Origin of the sequence: Hyalangium sp., assembly GCF_035629615.1 — a bacterium.
Taxonomy (GTDB): domain Bacteria; phylum Myxococcota; class Myxococcia; order Myxococcales; family Myxococcaceae; genus Hyalangium.
In genome coordinates this window covers 15,448-33,490 of sequence record NZ_DASPHO010000600.1, presented here as the reverse complement: position 1 = coordinate 33,490, position 18,043 = coordinate 15,448, and the positions used below count along the sequence as shown (strand labels likewise).

Here is an 18,043-nt window from a genome sequence, read left to right as displayed (position 1 = left end):
TGCCCCCTATTCGTCGAGCAGGTGCGTCCAGAAGGAGACGAGGCTCCAGATGTCGCTGAAGTGGGCGCTTCGGTCGACCTCTGCGTGGGTGATGAGAGGGGTCGGGAGCACGTGTACGGGCGCATGGGGCCGCAGCGCCTGGCCCAGCAGGGTGGCCTCGATCGCGGGGATGACCGTGTCGTCTGCGCCATGCAACAGGTAGACGGGAGCGAAAGGGGGCGGAGAGAGCTCCGGCGAGACGGAGGGCTCAGCGGCGAACGCCCGGACATGGGGCAGCAACAGTGGGCCCAGCGCCTCCACATCGCGCGTGTTGACGTATCCCATCAAGCGCGAGGCCGGCTCGGGCAGGTGTCCCTGCAGCTTCCGAGCCTCCTCGAACATCTCCTCCGCCTGCTTCGCGTCCCTGAGGGTCAGGTGGGAGGCCCGCAGGAAGGTGCGGATGGCTGCGCGCAGCGGCTCCACTTGCTCCGGAGGGACCAGCCGATCGGCTACGTTCAGGAGGATGACCACCACACCATAGTCATGAGGCTTCAGGTGGCGGCCGTCCGGCAGCACCCCCGTGCACAGGAAGGAGAGCACGCGCGCGAGCTCGCCATGGCCGCCCAGCGAGAGGGTGGCCGCCACCTTCTCCTTCAGCCCAGGCCGCCCTGCCGCGACGATCGAGAGGCCCCCCGAGAAGCTGATGCCAAACAGGCTCACCTCCCCGTCGGGGGCGAGCTCCTTCTGAGCGGAGAGCCAGGTGGCCGCGTCCTCGATCATGTCCGTGAGGCGCGGGGTGATCTCATAGCGGAGGAGATCGATCGGCTCGGGGGTGAGGACCCCCTGGCCGCCGGTGGCCAGGTCCTTCGCCAGCTTCACCAGCCGCGGCTCGTCGATGCCGTCCGCGTGGACTCCCGAGGTGAGCACGATCGGGTGCCCGCGCGCTTCCCGAGGGCGATAGAGCCGGGCCCGGAGCGGCCCATGCCGCGAGGGGAGCTGGAGATCGCTCACCTCGAAAGGCACGGTCTGCCAGCCGGCGAGGGTGGTGGCCCAGCCCTCCTGCATTCCCGCGGCGCGGACGACCAGGGAGAGGCCCCGCAGGTACTTCGGCACCACGAGCACGCCCACGAGGAGCCCCAGGCCCAGGACTCCCAGGAGCGCTGCTCGGAGCTTCCGCCGCATGTCGCGCCAGTCCTCAGCCGAACTTGTAGCCCTTGGGCACGACGACGACGCCGTTGTCCGCGAGGATGAAGCCGCGCGCCTTGTCCTGCTCCAGATCGTGGCCGATCTTCGTGTTGGGCGGCACCCGCACGTCCTTGTCGATGATGGCGTTCTTGATCTGCGCGTGGCGGCCGATGTCCACGCCCTCGAAGACCACCGAGCGCAGCACCTCCGAGTACGAGTTCACCCGCACCCACCGGAAGAGGATGCTCTCACGCACCACGCCGCCGGAGATGATGCAGCCGCCCGCCACCAGCGAGTTGAGCGCCCGGCCTAACCGATCTCCGGACTCGTGGACGAACTTCGCCGGCGGGCTGTACTCGTTCGCCGTGCGCAGCGGCCACTCCGGGTTGTAGAGATCAAACTCCGGGTTCACGGACACCAGATCCATGGAGGCCTCGTGGTACGCCTGCAGCGTCCCCACGTCCCGCCAGTAGGTGTTCGGCGCGTCCCGCCCTGGGATGGGGTTGCGCGTGAAGTCGTACGACTGGATGTCATACCCGTCCTTCAGCGCTCGCGGGAGGATGTTCTTGCCGAAGTCGTGCTGCGAACCCTCCTCGCGCGCATCCATCTCCAGCAGATCCTGGAGCACCTGCCGGCGGACGATGTAGTTGCCCATGCTGGCCAGCGCCATGTCCGGCCGATCTGGGATGGGCTTGGCGTTCTCCTGGGGCTTCTCCTGGAACTCCGTCACCCGGCCCCGAGCGTCCACCTGCATGATGCCGAAGCGGCTCGCCTCTGCCAGCGGCACCGGGTACGCCGCGATGGTGATGTCCGCCCGCTGGCTCTCGTGCAGCTCCTGCATGTGCGCGACGTTCATCTTGTAGATGTGGTCGCCGGAGAAGATGGCCACGTGATCCGCTGCGTGGTTCTCCACCAGGTGCAGGTTCTGGTAGATGGCGTCCGCCGTACCTCGGTACCAGACGGGCCCCAGCTCCTCGAAGCGGTACATCTGCGCCGGCACCAGCGTGATGAAGTAGTCCGACAGGAAGCTGCCGAAGCGCCAGCCCCGCTGGATGTGCTCGGTGAGCGACTGCGCCTTGAACTGCGTCAGCACGTAGATCGAGTAGATCCCCGAGTTGATGAAGTTGTTGAGCGCGAAGTCGATGATGCGGTACTTCGAGCCGAAGGGCACCGCGGGCTTGGAGCGCCGGGAGGTCAGCGGTGCGAGGCGGGTTCCCTGGCCACCGGCCAGGATCATTCCGAGGATGCGCTTGGCCATGATCCCAGAGGATTGACGAGTTACGGGCTCGCTTCAACTAAACCGCCGCCAGCATGGGGCCCAGCACCTTCTCGAGCTCCACGGGCTTGAAGGGCTTCGTGAGGAGGGGGGCAGTCATCCGCGCGACAAAGTCCAGGGATGCGGGGGTGTAGGCGCCGCCGGTCATGAAGATGACGCGGTGGGCCAGCTCTGGTGAGTGCTGGCACAGATCCTCATAGAACTGCCTCCCCGTCACCTCCGCCATCATGAGATCACACAGGATGGCGTCATACCGGTTTCCCTCCTGGATCCAGGTCAGGGCCTCACGAGCACTCGGGGTGTAGGTCGCCTCGTGCGCTGTGGCCAGGAGCATCCGGAGGGTCCTCCCGAACTGTGGCTCGTCATCCACAATGAGGATCCTCTTTCGCTGTGGGGAGGCGGCCGGTTTCTCGCGAGGCGCGAGGACAGCAGGGGAGGCGCGGAGCGGCGGGGCCGCTGGGAGCCGGACGGAGAAGGTGCTCCCCCGGCCTGGCTGGCTCTCCACGGTGATGTTCCCGCCCATCTGGGTCACCAGGCTGTGGCTGATGGCGAGGCCGAGCCCCATAGCCCTCCCCGCCGGCTTGGTGCTGAAGAAGGGATCGAAGATGTGCTCGAGGACGTCCGCGAACATGCCCTCGCCCGTGTCCTGGATCTGCACGAGCACGTCTTGCTCCGAGGCGCGGATCCTCAGACGGATCTCGTTTTGATGGGCCGTGCCCTCCGGAATGGACTGCGCCGCGTTGACCAGCAGGTTGAGGAAGACCTGACCCAGCTGGGCACCATCGGCTACGATCTCCGGTGCCTCGGAGTAGTCTCGAACGACGGTCGCGCGGTGGCGGATCTCGACCATGGCCATCTTCACGGACAGCTCGAGCACCCGCTGGACGTTGACCTGGGAGCTCTGCTTCTCGGTGGGACGGGCGAAGCTGCTGAGATCCTTCACGATGTCCCGGATGCGCTCGGCGCCGGACTGAGAGTCAGCCAGGAGCCTGAGCGGGGAGTCCGCCAGGGCGTTCCCACCCCTGGAGCCAGGGGGGGCCTGCTCCTGTGTCTTGGGATCCTGAGCTTGCAACGTACGCATGGCAAGCTCGAGGTTGGCCATGAGGAAGGCGAGCGGGTTGTTGATCTCGTGCGCGATGCCCGCCGCGATCGTGCCGACGGCCGCCAGACGCTCGACGAGGCTGAGGCGCAGCTGCATCTGCCTCAGCTCGGTGATGTCGAGGATGGCCGTACGGCACATGCGCCCTCGCGACACCCCGTCCTGGAGCGGAGCGCTGTGGAGCCGGACCTCGAGCTGGCGCCCTTCGATGCGCAGCCGCAGCTCGGTGCTGGCGGTCTCGCCCGCGATGCATTGGCGCACGTGAAGCAGGAAGCGGCTCACGTCCGACGGATGCACGAAGGGGGTGAAGGGCAGGCCTTGAAGAGAGGCCCGGTCCTGGCGCAGCAGGGCCGCGCCGGTGAGGTTGAGATCCTGGATGCACGCGAGCTCGTTCAGGCTCACGCACGCCATGGGCGCGAAGTCGTACAGCTCCATGTACCGGTTGCGGGACTCTTCCAGCGCCTTGTGGGCTGCCTGGAGCTCGTGGTTCTGCACCTCCAGCTCGAGCTGGTGGCGCTGCAGTTCCCGAAGCACGTGCCTGAGCTCATTCGGAGCCTTGGGATCGGATTCCAGCGAGAGCAGGGCCCGCGTGAGCTCCGCTCGCGTCATATCGGCATGGTCGTTCATGATTCCCCCCCCACGGCGAATCTGTAGCGCCACTGTAGGCAACGGTTCCTGGCGAGGCCAGTCCCGTCTATGGGATTGGGCGTGATTTGTTTGTTTTCCTGGATTCTTCGAGAGCGTGGGCTCTCACCACTGGTAGTCCAGGCCGAGGCCCAGCTCGAGCAGGTTCGCACCCTTGCGCTCGGGGTCATCCTGCGTGCCGTTGAACGAAACAGGGGAGTGGAGCCAGACGAGCTCGGGGGTGAGCGCGAGGCGCTCGGTGAGCTGAGCCGCGAAGGCGAGCGACAGGCCCCCATACCCGAGGAGCAGCGGGTTCTGTCCCTGGCTGGTCCCGAAGGCGGCGCCGGCCCTGGGGCCGAAGATGAGCTGGTGCCGCCCGAGGTTCCAGCCGCAGAGCAGGGGCACGGTGAGCGTCGCGCCATGCCAGGGCCAGCCGCCGAGCGTGGCGCGCTGGTAGGCGAGCGAGGCCCCCACGGAGAGATCGAATCGGTCGTCGAGGCCCCCTGCCGGGTCCAGCTGATATTTGGCATCCGCCGCGAGGCCGAACGTGGTGGCGCTGAGCAGCGAGGAGACCCAGACTCGGCCTCCCACCTCGAGGCCGCTTCCGAGGCCCTCGTGGTAGCCGAGCCCGAACTGCACCCAGGGGAGTGGGACGGGATCTCCCGGGCCGAGCTTGACGCTGGTGATGGTTCCCTGTGCGAGTCCTCCAAACTCGCCTGTGTCTTCCGGCAGGACCCGCGCCCGTCCGAAGCCGCTCTGGGTGGCGCAGCCTGCCGCCAGGAGCGCCGTCGCGCACAGACTCAGGAGCGCCTCGTGGCTCACGGCGCCTCCGTGAAGGCGAGGAAGCCCACGCACATTTCCTGGTTGCTCTCGCCCCAGGCGATGTCGCGAGGCTCCTGTCCGGGAGGCTGGCGGGCGGCGGAGTTGTCGAAGTGGCACTCGATGTAGAGCTCGTCCTCGGGGTGCAGCTCGATGGGCTGGGCGAACCAGAAGGGCTGCTCCCAGCCAAAGTCCCACCGGGGGATCTCCAGCAGACACTGGCGCGAGCCGTCAGCGCGGAGGATGCGCATCGTGAAGCGCGTGGCGAACGCGTGCATGTGCGGCGTCACATTGCGCAGGTACACCGTCTTCTTGCCGCCCGTGAACACCGTGGGCTGGAAGTGGAACCAGAACGCCGCGTCCGGATCGCCCGCCTGGATCCGCATGGCGTCCCCCACGAGCCAGGCCGGGTTGGCGATGACGATGCCCTTGGCCTCGCGCGCCTCCTCATCGAGGCGGAACTCGATGGCGGTGCGGTCGGCGGTGGCCGGCGTGTAGGCCATGCTGTAGTGGACGTTGAGGACGATCTTCGAGCCCGGCTCGACGCGTGTGCCGATCCCCTCCGGGAAGTCGCTCCCCACGAGGCTGCCGCCCAGCACCTTGATGTTGCGGACGCTGCCGAAGCCGCTGGTGCAGTCGAAGCCGGGGCGCCCGTCCTTGCCCTCGCGCGCGCGGAGCTGCTCGGCGTCGTCCTTCGACACGGCGCCGACGATCAGGTGGTGGACGATGGCGCGGTTGCCCGGGCGCGGGTTCAGGCCGGTGACGTAGGCGGGGCGATCCAGTGGCCAGTCAAGCACGAAGCAGCGCAGCTCATCGACATGGCCCGCGGGAGGCTGGGGCACGAAGTCCTCCTTCATCTCCACCGTCACGTCCACGCGCGACAGCCCGGAGAGGGGAGGCGGCGTCGTGGAGTCCTGGGGCGAGCCCTCCGGCATGCCGTCGCCCAGCCAGCGCTCGAAGGCGCCCAGCTCTTCGTTCGTCAGCGACAGATCGTTGCGGTACTCGGCGCAGCAGCGCTCGGCGAGCCAGGGCGGCATGTGGCGCTGGAAGACGGCGGTGCCGATGGCGCTCGCCCGGGGGGTGAAGTCCTCGTACTGCTGGAGGGGGAAGGGACCGATGCCGCCCTCGACATGGCAGCCGCCACACTTCGCCGCGACGATCGGCTTGATGTCGTGGTGCCAGGTGACGGACTGAGAGGGGACGACAGCCGGCGGCCGCGAGTCGCTGCACCAGGGGCCTTCATCCGGCTTGCCCTTGCAGCCGAGCACCAGCACGAGGACCGGCACAGCCAGGAGCAGCGAGAGCTCGCGAGGAATGACCATGTCCAGCCTCCATGGGGCATGGCACGATACCCTTGTGGCTCTTTCCTCGAACAGGGCACTTCCCATTCTCTGTCTCTCCCTCTCTCTGGGAGCGCGCGCCGCTGCCGAGCTCCCCGCGGAGGCGCCGCCGCGAGCGCTGGCGTGCCTGTCGAAGTGGTACCCCGTAGAGCCCGTGAAGGTGGAGGGCGCGTGGCACTTCAAGCTGGGTGGCACCACGTATCCCTGGGACGACGGCAAGCAGAAGTCCTTCGAGGAGAAGCTGGAGAGGCCGGATCTGCAGGACACGTTCTCCATTCCGTACACCCCCGGGCCGATCAAGCCGGTGACGCGCGAGAACGAGGATCCGGGGCGCATCCGGTTCGATCCCCTCTTCCACGCGGCTTATGGCAACACCGAGGCGAAGGTGGACGTGGTGGGCATCGACTTCCTGGGGCAGCGGCTGAAGGTGAACCGGAAGGCGGCGCCGGCCTTTGAGCGCGTGGCGAAGCGGCTCGAGGCGGCGGTGAAGGAGGAGCCCTCGCTGCGGCCGTACCTCCAGAACCTGGGCGGCACCTTCGTGTGGCGGAAGATCGCCAACACGAACCGGCAGAGCGCGCACTCCTATGGCATGTCCATCGACGTGAACGTGAAGCGCTCGCACTACTGGGAGTGGGCGAAGCCCAAGGAGCCCGTGCGCTGGGCCAACCAGATCCCTCAGGTCATCGTGGACGCCTTCGAGGCCGAGGGCTTCATCTGGGGAGGTCGCTGGTACCACTACGACACGATGCACTTCGAGTACCGGCCCGAGCTGCTGGACCCAGCCTGTGCCGCCACCTCCGCCCGCTCGGGACAGTGATGGCGGCCCGTCGCGGTGTTCACTCGAAGCGCTCGGTGAACTCCACGAAGCTCGACGGGAGGAGCTCGGTGCCCGCAAGGTAATAACGGTAGAGCGGAGAGCGAGTCGCCGGGTTGCAGGGAATCCCACCGGGCTCCGGCGCTCCCTGCTGGTAGATCGGCCCCGTGTGCTCACTTCCCACGTTGAAGACCTGGAAGCGCGGATTGGGAGGGACGACGAAGCCGGAGATGTCCTCGATCGCGAAGCGCGCCGTCTGACCTGGCGTGGCCACTCCCCCGGGAATGAACAGCGCGATGCTGCAGGCTGCGTCGGCAAAGGAGCCGGTGCGGATCACGATGTCCGTCGAGGGCAGACAGCGGAGGCGCTCGTCGGCCGCATTCAGGGCGACGCAGCGGGTGTTGAGCTCCGTGTCCTGGAAGACATCCTGGGCCACCGTCACTCCTCCCTGGGACACGGTCATGGCCTTGAGCACCGAGCGGCTCCCATCTGACCCTGCGTAGACCCTCAGCTTGAGCCGCGTGCCGCTCGACGAGCCGCCCGTGCCTGCATCGGGTGTGCCGCCTTGTGGCCCGGTGGGCCCCGGGTCTCCCTGCGGCCCTTCGGGGCCCTGCGGCCCTTCGGGGCCCTGGGGGCCTTCGACACACGCGCTCATGCTCAGGGCCAGCGCCAGCAGTGATCCTACGACCGTGCTTCGTCGCCGATACGCCATCGGTGTTTGTCTCCAGGAAGTGAGGGCAGGTTACGACTGGGAGGGGGGCTGAGGGTACAGCTCACGGGCTCTGCTGCTGCGCGAGCTGCCCCAGGTGCCGCTTGATCAGCGGAATGCGCGGATGGCCGGGGGCCATGCCCAGGAAGAGCTTGTAATGGTGTGCGGCCTTGTCCTGCTGGCCTGGGATCGAGGCGTAGGTGGCGCCAGCGAGCAGCTGGCAGTCCGCATCATCCGGGGCCAGGGTGATGCACCTCGAGACGAAGATCGCGGCCCGGTCGTAGTGCTTCTCCTCGAAGAGGCGCATCGCCTGATCAAAGGCGTTCTGCACCTCGCTGCTCTTGGTGGGGGTCACCAGGGCATAGGGTGAAGGGCTGGTCCACTCCGAGCCTCCGCTCGTGCGGGTGATCGAGATCTGGAGCTCGCCTTGATTGTCCGTGGGGTTGTCATCGATGACGCCGCAGAGGAGACCGACGGCGCCCGACACGGTGACGCTCGCTCCGGCGCGGAGGAGAAACTGCTGCTCGCGGTGGGAGCGCCCTGGCTCCGCCGTCTCGGAGGCAGTGTCTGGGGCGGAGAGTCGAGCGCAGGCCAGCTGCTCCAGCCTTCCTCCCTGCTCACCCCGGGTGTAGGCGCCGGCCTCGAGCGTCACCAGCGTCAGCTGGTACGCGGAGGCCGGATCCAGGTTCTTGAGCTCGAAGGCCTGGTGCGTGCTGGCCGCGGCGCTCAGCGCGATGGCGACTCGCTTGCGGGTCTTTGCCTGGACGTTCTCCACCAGCACCTCGCGCTCCCTCGTCCCCTCGGGCAGAGGGCTGATCGCGAAGGCCTTGAAGGCAGTCGCTCCTTTGATCTGGAGGGGACGCTGCGAGAGGACGCCCACGCCGTCCTTCGCGCGCAGCTCCGAGCCTGAGAGCCAGAAGAACAGCGGGGGGCTGTCCGCGGGGGGCGTGGGCTCGGAGAGGCGGTAGGTGGTGCCGGGCTCCAGCGTGAGCTCCACCGCGGCACCCGGTGGGGGGATGACGTCCTTGCGCGCGTCGAGCCGGATGGCCGCGACAGGGTACGAGGCGGAGGCGCGTGCGTAGGGAAGCTCGGGCTCCTGCGGCGTGGTGGGCTTGGACGTCTCGGCAGGAGGCGCCGTGTCCTCGGGGGGCGGGCTGCCTTCCTCCGAGGGAGAGGGGGCGGCCACCACCGGAGCGGGGGGCGGCGGGTGGGGGGAGGGGGTTGAGGGGGGCTCCGCCCCCTTCACGAAGAGGATGGCCGTGAGCGCGGCTCCCAGGAGCGCCGCTCCGAGTCCCACGCCCACGTACAGCGCCGCGCGGGCCGAGGGAGGGGAGGAGGTTGCCGAGGGGATGGCGGAGGGGGGCGCAGCGGGTGTCTGGAGCGGCAGGGGCGCCATGGGAGCCGTGGGCAGATCCCCTCGCCACTGGGCGAGCTGGTCCAGGAAGGAGTGAGGCACCTGCACGGTGTGCCCCTGGCTCGTCAGATCCTGGCGAAACAGCTCCTGGACGAAGTGCGAGAGCGACAGGGCCGAGAAGCGCGGCGTGGTGGAGTAGAGGAACTCCGTCAGCGCATCTCCGAAGGCATGGCTGGACTCGTAGCGCTCCTCCCGAGTCACCGCGAGGGCCTTCATCAGGATGGCGTCCAGCGCCGCGGGCAGCTCCGGCCTCAGCGCGACGGGGCGAGGGAACTCGCCCCGGGCAAGCCGGTGCATCGCCACATGCGGCGTCTCTGCCTCCACGGGCATGCGGCCGCACAGCAGCTGGTAGAGGACGATGCCGGTGGCCCACACGTCCGTGCGCGCATCCACTTCCTCCCCCTGGGCCTGCTCGGGGGAGAAGAACAGGTACTTGCCCTTCACGACGCCCGGCTCGGTGCTGAAGCCGCGCAGCTCCCGCGCCTTGGCGATTCCAAAGTCGACGATCTTGACCTGCCCCTCGTAGCTGACGATCACGTTGTCCGGGGAGATGTCCCGGTGGACGATCCCCAGGGGCCTGCCGTTCTTGTCCAGGCGGGTGTGGGCGTAGTGCAGGCCCCGGCACAGCTCCAGGGCGATGAAGACGGCGATGGGGATGGGGAGCGAGGACATCCCCGAGCGCAGCGCGCGCTTGAACATGCGGTGCAGCGGCTGGCCGTCCACATACTCCATGGCCAGGAAGTAGTCCCCATCCACGCGCCCGAAGTCGTAGACCTGGGCGATATTGCCGTGCGACAGCGTGGCGGAGATGCGCGCCTCGCTGATGAACATGGCGATGAAGGCCTCGTCGTTGGCGTACTCGGGCAACACCTTCTTGATGAGCACGGGCTTGGTGACGCCCGCCTCGCCCAGGAGCCGGGCACGCCACACCTCGGCCATGCCACCCCGGCCGAGATGGGACACCAGCTCATAGCGGCCGAACTGCTCGCCCGTTTGGAGACCCATTCGGCGCGCATCCTACCTGCGGGGGACGGGAGTGGACTAGTGAGGTAAGGTCCCTCCCGAGGCCGACGAGCGCGCGGCTTCAGAGGCGAACAGGAGCCTCATCGGGAAGGATTCATCATGAAGAAAGCTCCAAGCGCAGGGAACCCTGCGTTGCTGCCCATAGTTCAGGAGTGTCTTGGGGGATTGCTCAGGGTCGAGCAAGCGGTAGGCGCGCTGAGGCAGATTTTTGCGGGAAGCGCCCAGCTCGTCCCGGAAAGTGGCACTGTCAAACGAGGCAGGCCTGCCTCGCCCGGGCGCCCGGGACGCTCGGTGGCCCTGAAGAAAAGGGGGCAAAAGTCGGAGCAGCTCCCGTTGCTTCCGACCCCACCGGCACCGGCGCCCACCACAACCCAGGCCCGTCAGGTACAGGGGCCTCGGCCGCCGTCACCCGCGGAGGAGTTCACGCGGCGCTGGGCCAGGGAGAACCCTGACCTGGCAGCCAAGCTCGGTCTGACGGCCCCTCCCGGCCCGAAGCGCTGAGCTCCGGCTCGGAGCGTGGCACCCATCCTGCCCAGCCAGAGCGCGCAGGATGGGGCCTGCCGGGGCCTTCACGGGCTCCTGCCAAGCGGCTGGGCGAGAGCTCCTCCCGTCAGGTGAGCGACGCCTTGGCCGCGACGCCGCGGGCCCGCTCACGGACTGCGAACTCCTCCTCGGGTGAGCGGACCAGCCGCTTGCGCCCGACGAGCGCGAAATACGCCAGCCAGACCGTGTACCAGATGGCCGCCCCGATGACGCCATGGCGGTAGGTCTCGTCGGCAAACTGGAAGTAGAGCGTCAGCAGCGCGATCAGCAGCGTCAGCACCGCGCCGGGAACGCCAAAGGGGCTGCGGAAGGGCCGCTCGATGTGCGGCAGGTTCGCGCGCAGGAAGATGAAGGCCAGCGCCTGCATCGCGTAGGAGATCATCGCGCCGAACACGGCCATGTTCAGCAGCGTGCCGCCCACGAAGCCTTCCGCCCGGGTGGCTCCCACCCCGAACCAGACGATCAGCATGACGACGTAGCCCATCACCGCGCCGGTGATCAGCGCGACATGCGGCACCTTGCGCGTGCCGTGGGTGACGGAAAGGACGGTGGGGAAGTAACCCGCCCGTGACAGCGAGTAGATCTGCCGCCCATAGGCGAAGATGATCGTATGGAAGCTGGCGATCAGCCCGGCCACCGCCATCAGCGACAGGGCGCTGGCCAGCCAGGCCCATGGGCCCGTGAAGATCGCCTTGAACCCGTCGAGCAGCGGACTTCCGCTGGCGCCGATCGCCGCCGCGCCGCCCGCCACTCCCGAGTTGAGGAACAGCACCAGGAAGGCGCTGACGATCAGCGTCAGGATGCCGGAGATCAGCCCCCTGGGCATGTCGCGCTTCGGATCGTGGGACTCCTCGGCCGCCAGCGGCAGCTGCTCGATGGCCAGGAAGAACCACACGGCGAACGGCAGGCATGCGAGCGCCCCAGCCCAGCCGAAGGGCAGCCACTGCGCCGTCCCGGCCGGCGCCGCGAACAGCTTGCCGTCTGCCGTCTTGCCGCCGATGTTGAGCGCCTGGTCCAGCGAGAAGTGAGGGGTCGCGAACACGTAGAAGATCGCCAGGATCGAGAGCGCCAGCAGCGTGATGAAGACCGAGAAGCGGAACGACACCTCGACGCCGATCAGGTTCAGCCCCACGAACAGCGCGTAGCACAGCAGCCACCAGACCGGTGCGAACGCCACGGGCGTGCCGAAGATGTTGCCCAGGTACGCGCCGATGAAGAACACGATGACGGCCGGGGTGAGGACGAACTCGATGTTCTCCGCCAGGCCCGTCACGAAGCCGCCCCACGGCCCCAGCGCCGTGCGCGAGAAGGAATAGGCGCCCCCCGTGTGCGGCAGGGCCGGCGACATCTCGGCGATGCTGAAGCACAGGCCCAGGTACATGACCATGATGACGGCCGTCGCGAAGAGCAGCCCGCCGAACCCGCCCTGGCCCAGCCCCAGGTTCCAGCCTGAGAAGTGCCCGGAGATGACGGCGCCGACGCCCAGAGCCCAGAGAGACCAGACGCGCGCGTGCTTGCGCAGCGTCCGCTTCTCGAAATAACCGCTGTCGACGGCGCGGTAGGAAACTCCCCCCTCTTCTTCCTCCAGCTGCTCTGGCATGGGGAGAGTCTCCTGCGAGGCCACACTCCAGGGCAAGCGCCTTAGATGGGCGGCTGTCCGGCGCAAGCCAGTGAACGCTGCGAAGATGGGATCTTCCCGGCGTTCAGCCTGCCAGGAGCAGGGAGCGCGCGGCCTCAGGCGAGAGGTAGCTCTTGCTCTTGACGGCCAGGCGGAGTGTGTCCAGCCGGGGCTGCCGCTCTTGCCGGAGCATCGCGAGCGTGAGCGCGTTGTGGCAGAAGACGCTCACGAGCCGGGGGAGGCCGCCACTGCGGAGGTACAGGATCTGCCGGGAGGCGGTGTCGAGGGTGAAGCCCGCAACTCCGCCGACGGCCCTCATCCGGAAGTCGATGTACTCGATCATCTCCTGCTGCGTCATGGGGCGCAGGAGCACGGGAGAGCTGCCCTCGAGCAGGCTTGGGGGCGCGTGGTTCTGGACGAGCTTCTCGTAGAGCGTCTCCGTGCCCACCAGCACGATGGAGAACCTCCGCCGCGACGGGGTCTGGAGGATCCTGTTGATCTCGGCGAGCAGCTCCGAGTCATTGGGGTCCACTCCATCCACGACGATGACGGCCGCGGCCTCGGGCCGGTCCTGGAGGACCTGCGCCAGGAAGGCCTCGGTGAGGAAGCGCTGGCTGGAGCCTGGGTTGACCTGGACGCCGGCCTGTCTGCAGAGCGCCAGGAAGAGCTTCGAGCCCATCAGGAGCTGGGGCTCGATCGAGAAGACGGAGATGCTGGGGAGCTTGTGCTGCAGCATCTCGCAGAGAAAGGTCCTGCCACTGCCCGAAGGGCCCACGAGCATACTGAGGCGCTGCCCCGCCTCCATCCGCGAGGCGAGGGCGAGCAGGGTGGCCCTGTATGGGCCTCCCTCCCAGAAGGAGGTTGGCTGGCGGATGTCGCTAAAGGGGTATCCCCTCAGGGCGAAGTACCGGTGATAGCTCTGCTGGCCCAGCACCTCGATGTTCCGGCTCGAGGACTCGAGCATCGACGAGGAGGTAGGTCCCAGCCTGTTCGAGCGAGAGGAGGACGAGACACCTCCTGGCCAGCTTGAATGGGAGGCGGAGAGCGAAGACGAGCGCGAGCCGGGGTGCGTACCGGGGCCGGTGGCGGGGCCCTCGGGAGTGGCTGACGGCGGCGGGGGGCTCACGATCGGAGGCGGGGTGGCTCTCGCGCGGGTGGCGCTGCGCCACCGCGCCAGGAGGTCATCGAGCCGCTGGACGAGCTCCGCGGCCGGGGGCCGCTGCTGGGGCTGCTTGGCCATGCAGCGCTTGAGCAGCTCCGCGAGGGTCGGCTCCAGGTCCGGCAGCAGAGAGCGCGCATCCGGCACCGGGCTGTTGCAGTGAGCCTGCATGGAGCCATAGAAGTCATTCGCCGGGAAGGGTCGGCTGCCCGTGATCAAGTGGAAGAAGGTGCAGCCGAGGCTGTAGATGTCCGCGGCCGGGGTGGGGGTGATGCCCGCCCACTGTTCCGGGCCCATGTAGAAGGGAGTCCCCTCGATCTGCGCCATGGCCTGGCCGATCGTCCCCGAGGGATCGACCTGGGCCGCCAGCCCGAAGTCCGTGATCTTCAGCGCTCCCGCCGAGTTGAGGAGGAGGTTGGCCGGCTTGATGTCTCGATGACAGATGCCCATCAAGGCGGCGAGCCGGAGCGCATCGGCCGCCTCGCGCATCTTCTCCAAGGAGAAGGGCATGGGCAGCCGGCCCCCAGACTGCCTGGCCACGTGCCGCGTCGAGGCGCCCTCCACGTACTCCATGGCGATGAAGCGGTGCCGTGCCGTCTCACCGATCTGGAAGATCTGGACGACGTTGGGATGAATGAGCCGCGCGGCGGCCCGGGCCTCACGCAGGAAGCGCTCCTGCAGCTCCGGGTCGAGCTCATCGGTGCCCTTGCTGAGCAGCTTGAGGGCCACGTCTCGCCGCAGCATGTTGTCCCGGGCCAGGTACACCCTCCCCATGGCGCCTGCGCCAAGCAGGCGGACGATCTCGAAGGCACCAATGCGTTGTCCCTTCGCTTCCATAGGGCGTCATTCCCGGGAGGGCATTATCTCTGGCGATCCGAGCCGCGGCCGCGGCCCCAGAGGTAGCCGACCGCGAGCGCGGCCAGGGTGAAGAGGGGAGCGGCAAGTCGGGGCAGATCCGTCAGGGCCAGCGAGGAGGCCGCCTGTCCCAACGGCCCGAGGGCGATGACCGTGCTGACCGAGACGAGGACGCACAGCGCGACCAGCAGTACGGGGGAGACTGTTCCTCGCGGAGACACGGCAGGCTCGGGAGGGGAGGGCCTGGGCTTGGCGGGCTCGGGAGCCACGGCGCGGAGCGCCAGGGCGCTGAGGGCCTTATCCGCCTCGAGCTTGAGGTTGAGGTGGATGTTGAGGGTCACTTCCCGCGGGACGTTCACGGGAATGGAGACCGAAGCCATGGAGGGCACTGCGGCGGGAGCGCCAGGAGATCTGGGCTCGGCAGGGGGTTCGTCTCGTTCTGGGGTCTGGGCATAGGGCTGGAGCCCCAGCAGCCGCGTCTGTGCCAGCAGGTGATAGGGGATGGTCTCATCGCCCACGGCCTGCGAGGGCAGGGGTGGCAGGGAACGCGCCACCGGGACTTCCTCCGGCACGGGTGGAGAAGAGCGGGGCAGCTCGGGGCCGCTCACCGGGGGCCTCGATGCAGCGCTCGAAGCGGCGGCCTTCTTCATGACACCGGCGACGAGGCCGTAGACCTCACGCCAGGCGGACTCAGCTTCTGGCGTGAAGGCGTCTCCGAGGCCCTCGCGAAGGGTCCACAGGAGGGCCTCACCGACCAGGCCATAGTGGTGGTCCTGGACCATGTAGCCCGCGTGGCGAACCCCGAGCTGCTCGAGCACGGGCAGCAGGCGCTGAGGGTGGGTCAAGCCGTCCACGGCGACGCTGAGCGTCTGCATCAGCTTCTTCTTCTGCTGCGCCAGGTCGCTCTTGAAGAGAGGACGGACCGAGGGGTCCATCTCGAAGAGCCGGTCATAGAAGAGGCTGGCGGCCGCGTCGGAGATGGGGAGGACCTGGGACCAGGTGCCCTGGACGAGCTCCACGGTGCGTGGGCTCAGGGGCGCCTTGGCTGGCGCCGCGGTGGGTGCAGCCGCCGCCGTGTTGGGTGGGGCGATCGGCGCGGCGGGGAGCGGAGGCGGCGGCGCGGCCGGGCGGACTGCAGGCAAGGATCCGGCCCCATAGGACACAGTGCTGGAGGCGTTGGGGGCGGCAGGTGCCGGAGCAGGCTGCTTGGGGTCGGACATGGGGGGATTCTCCCTCCATGCCCTGGGGGGTCGAGGACCTGGACGGTTGGCATCTCCCCAGAGAGCCAGGAAGCGAGCGACTCGCCTCTACTCTCTGGGGCTCAGCCCCCTCCCAGCGCGTGTCCCCAGGCACTGGGAGGGGCCGCACCTGGCGTATCACCCAGCTCGGAGAGGTAACCCAGTGGGTGGGTTACTACCGGGCGGCGCTCACTTCGCCTTGGGGCCTGCGACCTTCTTCGTCGGCTGGTACTTGAAGCCCAGCTCGTTGAAGAGGAACGAGTACACGTCCACCTCCTCCTCGATCCGATCGGACAGGGGCGTGCCCATTCCGTGGCCGCCTCCCGCCGCGCGCAGGAAGATCCGACCCTTGCCGCCCATGGCCGCCTGCATCCGCGCCACCATCTTGCGCGAGTGGAACGGATCCACGCGCGGATCGTTCGCCCCCGAGGTGAAGAGCACCGGCGGGTACTTCGTCCCATCCTTCACGTGGTGGTAGGGCGAGTAGGCGTGGAGCGCCTGGAACTGCTCCGGATCCTTCACCGTGCCGTACTCGGTGGTGTTGAACTGGCCGTTGGGCGTCTGCTCCACCCGCAGCATGTCGTAGATGCCCACGCGCGCTACGACGACGCCGTACATCTCCGGGTGCTGCGTCACCGCCGCCCCCATCAGCAGGCCGCCATTGCTGCCGCCTTGGATGGCCAGCTTCTTCGGCTGCGTGTACTTCTGATCCACCAGCAGCTTCGCGCACGCGTAGAAGTCGTCGAAGACGTTCTGCTTCTTCGTCAGCGAGCCGTTGGCGTGCCACTCCTCGCCGAACTCCGAGCCGCCGCGCAGGTTCGCGATCGCGATGACGCCGCCCTGCTCCAGCCACGCGCGGCTCAGCTTGTTGAAGCCGGGGGTGATGGAGATGTTGAAGCCGCCGTAGCCCGTGAGCAGGGTGGGGTTGTTGCCGTTCAGCTTCACCCCCTTGGGCTTGAGGATCGACAGCGGCACCTTCGTCCCATCCTTGGAGGTGGCCTCGGTGCGGATCACCTCGATGTCGCTGAAGTCCGCGGGCGGCGTCTGCGCCAGCGCCGTCTTCGTCACCTTGCCCTCCTTCGCCGAGTAGCGGTACCACGCCAGCGGCTCCACATAGCTGAAGTTGGCGAAGAGGATGTCATCCCCGCCCTGACTCACCACGCCGCCCACCGTGGACACTGGCAGCGTGGGCACCAGCCCCAGATCCTGTCCCTTCAGATCCACCATGCGCAGTTGCGACGGGCCGCCGAGCTGCTCGATGATGTAGAGCCGCCCCGGCGTGGGCTGGAAGCCCACGAGGGTGGCATTCCCCTCGGGGACGACCACCGTGGCCTTGTCCAGCGACGGCGTGGCCAGCGGCAGGCGCAGCACCTTGCCGCGCGGAGCGTCCTTCTGCGACTTCAGGTACAGCGCTCCGTCCTGGCCAAACCGCGCGCCCACCACCTTGTCCTCGAAGCGCGACACCTGCTGCCACTGCCCCGAGGGCCCGTACAGGTACAGCATGAACTCGCCGCCGTCTCCGTTGGCCACCATGGCGAAGGTGTGCTTGCCGTCCTTGGAGCTGTCCAGCACCGTCATCGCGATGCGCGGGAAGTCCTTGCCCAGCGCGTACGTGTCCTTCTCCGTCGGCGTGCCCAGCCGGTGGTAATACACCTGCTGGTAGAAGTTCATGTCCTCGGCGGAGCGCTCCGTGCCCCGCGGATAGCGCGTGTAGAAGTAGCCCTTCCCATCTCCCGTCCACGCGAGGCTGCCGCCCGCGGTGCCGCCGTTCACTCGCGGCACCACCTCGTTGGGCAGCGCCTGGCCGGTGGCCACGTCGTAGATGGAGACGTCGCCGCTCTCCGTCCCGTCCTTGGACAGCGACACCGCCACCTTCTTGCCATCGGGCGAGGGCACGAAGAAGTCGATGCTCGTCTTACCGGAGGGATCCACCACCATTGGATCGAGCAGCACCCGCTCGCTCGAGGTGTCATTCATCGAGCCAATCGTCACCAGGAACGGCTGCTGCCTGGGCGGCTGGGACTTCAGCGCGAACAGGGTCCCACCGCTCTCCTCCAGCCCGAAGTGCGCTGGGGACTGCCAGGTGAGCAGCTCCGTGACGCGCTGGCGGATGGCCACACGCCCCGGCAGCTTGTCCAGCATGGTGCGCGTATAGGCGTTCTGGCCATTGGCCCACTCCTGGACTTTGGGGTCCGTGGAGGACTCCATCCACTGGTAGGGGTCCTCCACCTTCGTGTCGTGGTAGCTCTCCACGACGACCTTCTTCTCAGCGACGGGTGGGATCACAGTGGCCTTGCCCGCCAGGGCGGTGAGGGGCAGCAGCAGCGGAAGCGCGGTCAGCGCGAACT

General features: G+C 68.0%; 12 protein-coding genes. 1 reads left to right on the top strand and 11 read right to left on the bottom strand.

Annotation, left to right across the window (positions count from 1 at the left end):
* Positions 1 to 6: 6 nt before the first annotated feature.
* From VD972_RS30335 to VD972_RS30315, 5 genes are all read right to left on the bottom strand, one after another.
* The gene (locus tag VD972_RS30335) at positions 7 to 1,161 is read right to left on the bottom strand and encodes a hypothetical protein (RefSeq protein WP_324992260.1); all 1,155 of its coding nucleotides are present in this window, start codon (positions 1,159 to 1,161) and stop codon (positions 7 to 9) included.
* Positions 1,162 to 1,174: 13 nt separating this feature from the next.
* Positions 1,175 to 2,422 (bottom strand): glucose-1-phosphate adenylyltransferase, encoded by a 1,248-nt coding sequence (gene glgC, locus VD972_RS30330; protein WP_324992259.1) that lies wholly within the window; start codon positions 2,420 to 2,422, stop codon positions 1,175 to 1,177.
* A gap of 37 nt (positions 2,423 to 2,459) precedes the next feature.
* Positions 2,460 to 4,166, bottom strand: a complete 1,707-nt coding sequence (locus VD972_RS30325) for a hybrid sensor histidine kinase/response regulator (RefSeq protein ID WP_324992258.1) — start codon at positions 4,164 to 4,166, stop codon at positions 2,460 to 2,462.
* 123 nt (positions 4,167 to 4,289) lie between these two features.
* On the bottom strand, positions 4,290 to 4,985 hold the full coding sequence (locus tag VD972_RS30320) for a hypothetical protein (RefSeq protein ID WP_324992257.1): 696 nt from the start codon (positions 4,983 to 4,985) through the stop codon (positions 4,290 to 4,292).
* Complete coding sequence (locus VD972_RS30315) at positions 4,982 to 6,304, bottom strand: hypothetical protein (protein ID WP_324992256.1); 1,323 nt, start codon at positions 6,302 to 6,304, stop codon at positions 4,982 to 4,984. Before VD972_RS30315 ends, VD972_RS30320 begins: the two co-directional genes overlap by 4 nt.
* Before the next feature lie 34 nt (positions 6,305 to 6,338).
* Between VD972_RS30315 and VD972_RS30310 the strand changes: the two genes are divergently transcribed.
* Positions 6,339 to 7,139, top strand: coding sequence for a M15 family metallopeptidase (locus VD972_RS30310; protein ID WP_324992255.1), 801 nt, complete (start codon positions 6,339 to 6,341; stop codon positions 7,137 to 7,139).
* 19 nt (positions 7,140 to 7,158) lie between these two features.
* Here the strand turns inward: VD972_RS30310 and VD972_RS30305 are convergent, their stop codons facing one another.
* The 6 genes from VD972_RS30305 to VD972_RS30280 all read right to left on the bottom strand — a co-directional run bounded on the left by VD972_RS30305 (position 7,159) and on the right by VD972_RS30280 (position 17,999).
* Positions 7,159 to 7,848, bottom strand: coding sequence for a hypothetical protein (locus tag VD972_RS30305; RefSeq protein ID WP_324992254.1), 690 nt, complete (start codon positions 7,846 to 7,848; stop codon positions 7,159 to 7,161).
* A 61-nt stretch (positions 7,849 to 7,909) separates the two neighbouring features.
* Positions 7,910 to 10,264: a serine/threonine protein kinase gene (locus VD972_RS30300; protein ID WP_324992253.1), complete on the bottom strand. Its 2,355-nt coding sequence runs from the start codon at positions 10,262 to 10,264 to the stop codon at positions 7,910 to 7,912.
* Positions 10,265 to 10,892: 628 nt separating this feature from the next.
* Entirely contained in the window at positions 10,893 to 12,425 is a 1,533-nt protein-coding gene (locus VD972_RS30295; protein WP_324992252.1) for an amino acid permease, read from the bottom strand.
* A 103-nt stretch (positions 12,426 to 12,528) separates the two neighbouring features.
* On the bottom strand, positions 12,529 to 14,439 hold the full coding sequence (locus tag VD972_RS30290) for a protein kinase domain-containing protein (protein WP_324992251.1): 1,911 nt from the start codon (positions 14,437 to 14,439) through the stop codon (positions 12,529 to 12,531).
* A gap of 23 nt (positions 14,440 to 14,462) precedes the next feature.
* The gene (locus tag VD972_RS30285) at positions 14,463 to 15,677 is read right to left on the bottom strand and encodes a globin family protein (protein ID WP_324992250.1); all 1,215 of its coding nucleotides are present in this window, start codon (positions 15,675 to 15,677) and stop codon (positions 14,463 to 14,465) included.
* A 207-nt stretch (positions 15,678 to 15,884) separates the two neighbouring features.
* On the bottom strand, positions 15,885 to 17,999 hold the full coding sequence (locus tag VD972_RS30280; protein ID WP_414654153.1) for a prolyl oligopeptidase family serine peptidase: 2,115 nt from the start codon (positions 17,997 to 17,999) through the stop codon (positions 15,885 to 15,887).
* Positions 18,000 to 18,043 lie beyond the last annotated feature (44 nt).

Excerpts from the sequence above, each read along its gene's own strand:
- VD972_RS30335 (WP_324992260.1), bottom strand. The coding sequence starts at position 1,161 with ATGCGGCGGAAGCTCCGAGCAGCGCTCCTGGGAGTCCTGGGCCTGGGG.
- glgC (WP_324992259.1), bottom strand. The coding sequence starts at position 2,422 with ATGGCCAAGCGCATCCTCGGAATGATCCTGGCCGGTGGCCAGGGAACC.
- VD972_RS30325 (WP_324992258.1), bottom strand. The coding sequence starts at position 4,166 with ATGAACGACCATGCCGATATGACGCGAGCGGAGCTCACGCGGGCCCTG.
- VD972_RS30315 (WP_324992256.1), bottom strand. The coding sequence starts at position 6,304 with ATGGTCATTCCTCGCGAGCTCTCGCTGCTCCTGGCTGTGCCGGTCCTC.
- VD972_RS30305 (WP_324992254.1), bottom strand. The coding sequence starts at position 7,848 with ATGGCGTATCGGCGACGAAGCACGGTCGTAGGATCACTGCTGGCGCTG.
- VD972_RS30300 (WP_324992253.1), bottom strand. The coding sequence starts at position 10,264 with ATGGGTCTCCAAACGGGCGAGCAGTTCGGCCGCTATGAGCTGGTGTCC.
- VD972_RS30295 (WP_324992252.1), bottom strand. The coding sequence starts at position 12,425 with ATGCCAGAGCAGCTGGAGGAAGAAGAGGGGGGAGTTTCCTACCGCGCC.
- VD972_RS30290 (WP_324992251.1), bottom strand. The coding sequence starts at position 14,439 with ATGGAAGCGAAGGGACAACGCATTGGTGCCTTCGAGATCGTCCGCCTG.
- VD972_RS30285 (WP_324992250.1), bottom strand. The coding sequence starts at position 15,677 with ATGTCCGACCCCAAGCAGCCTGCTCCGGCACCTGCCGCCCCCAACGCC.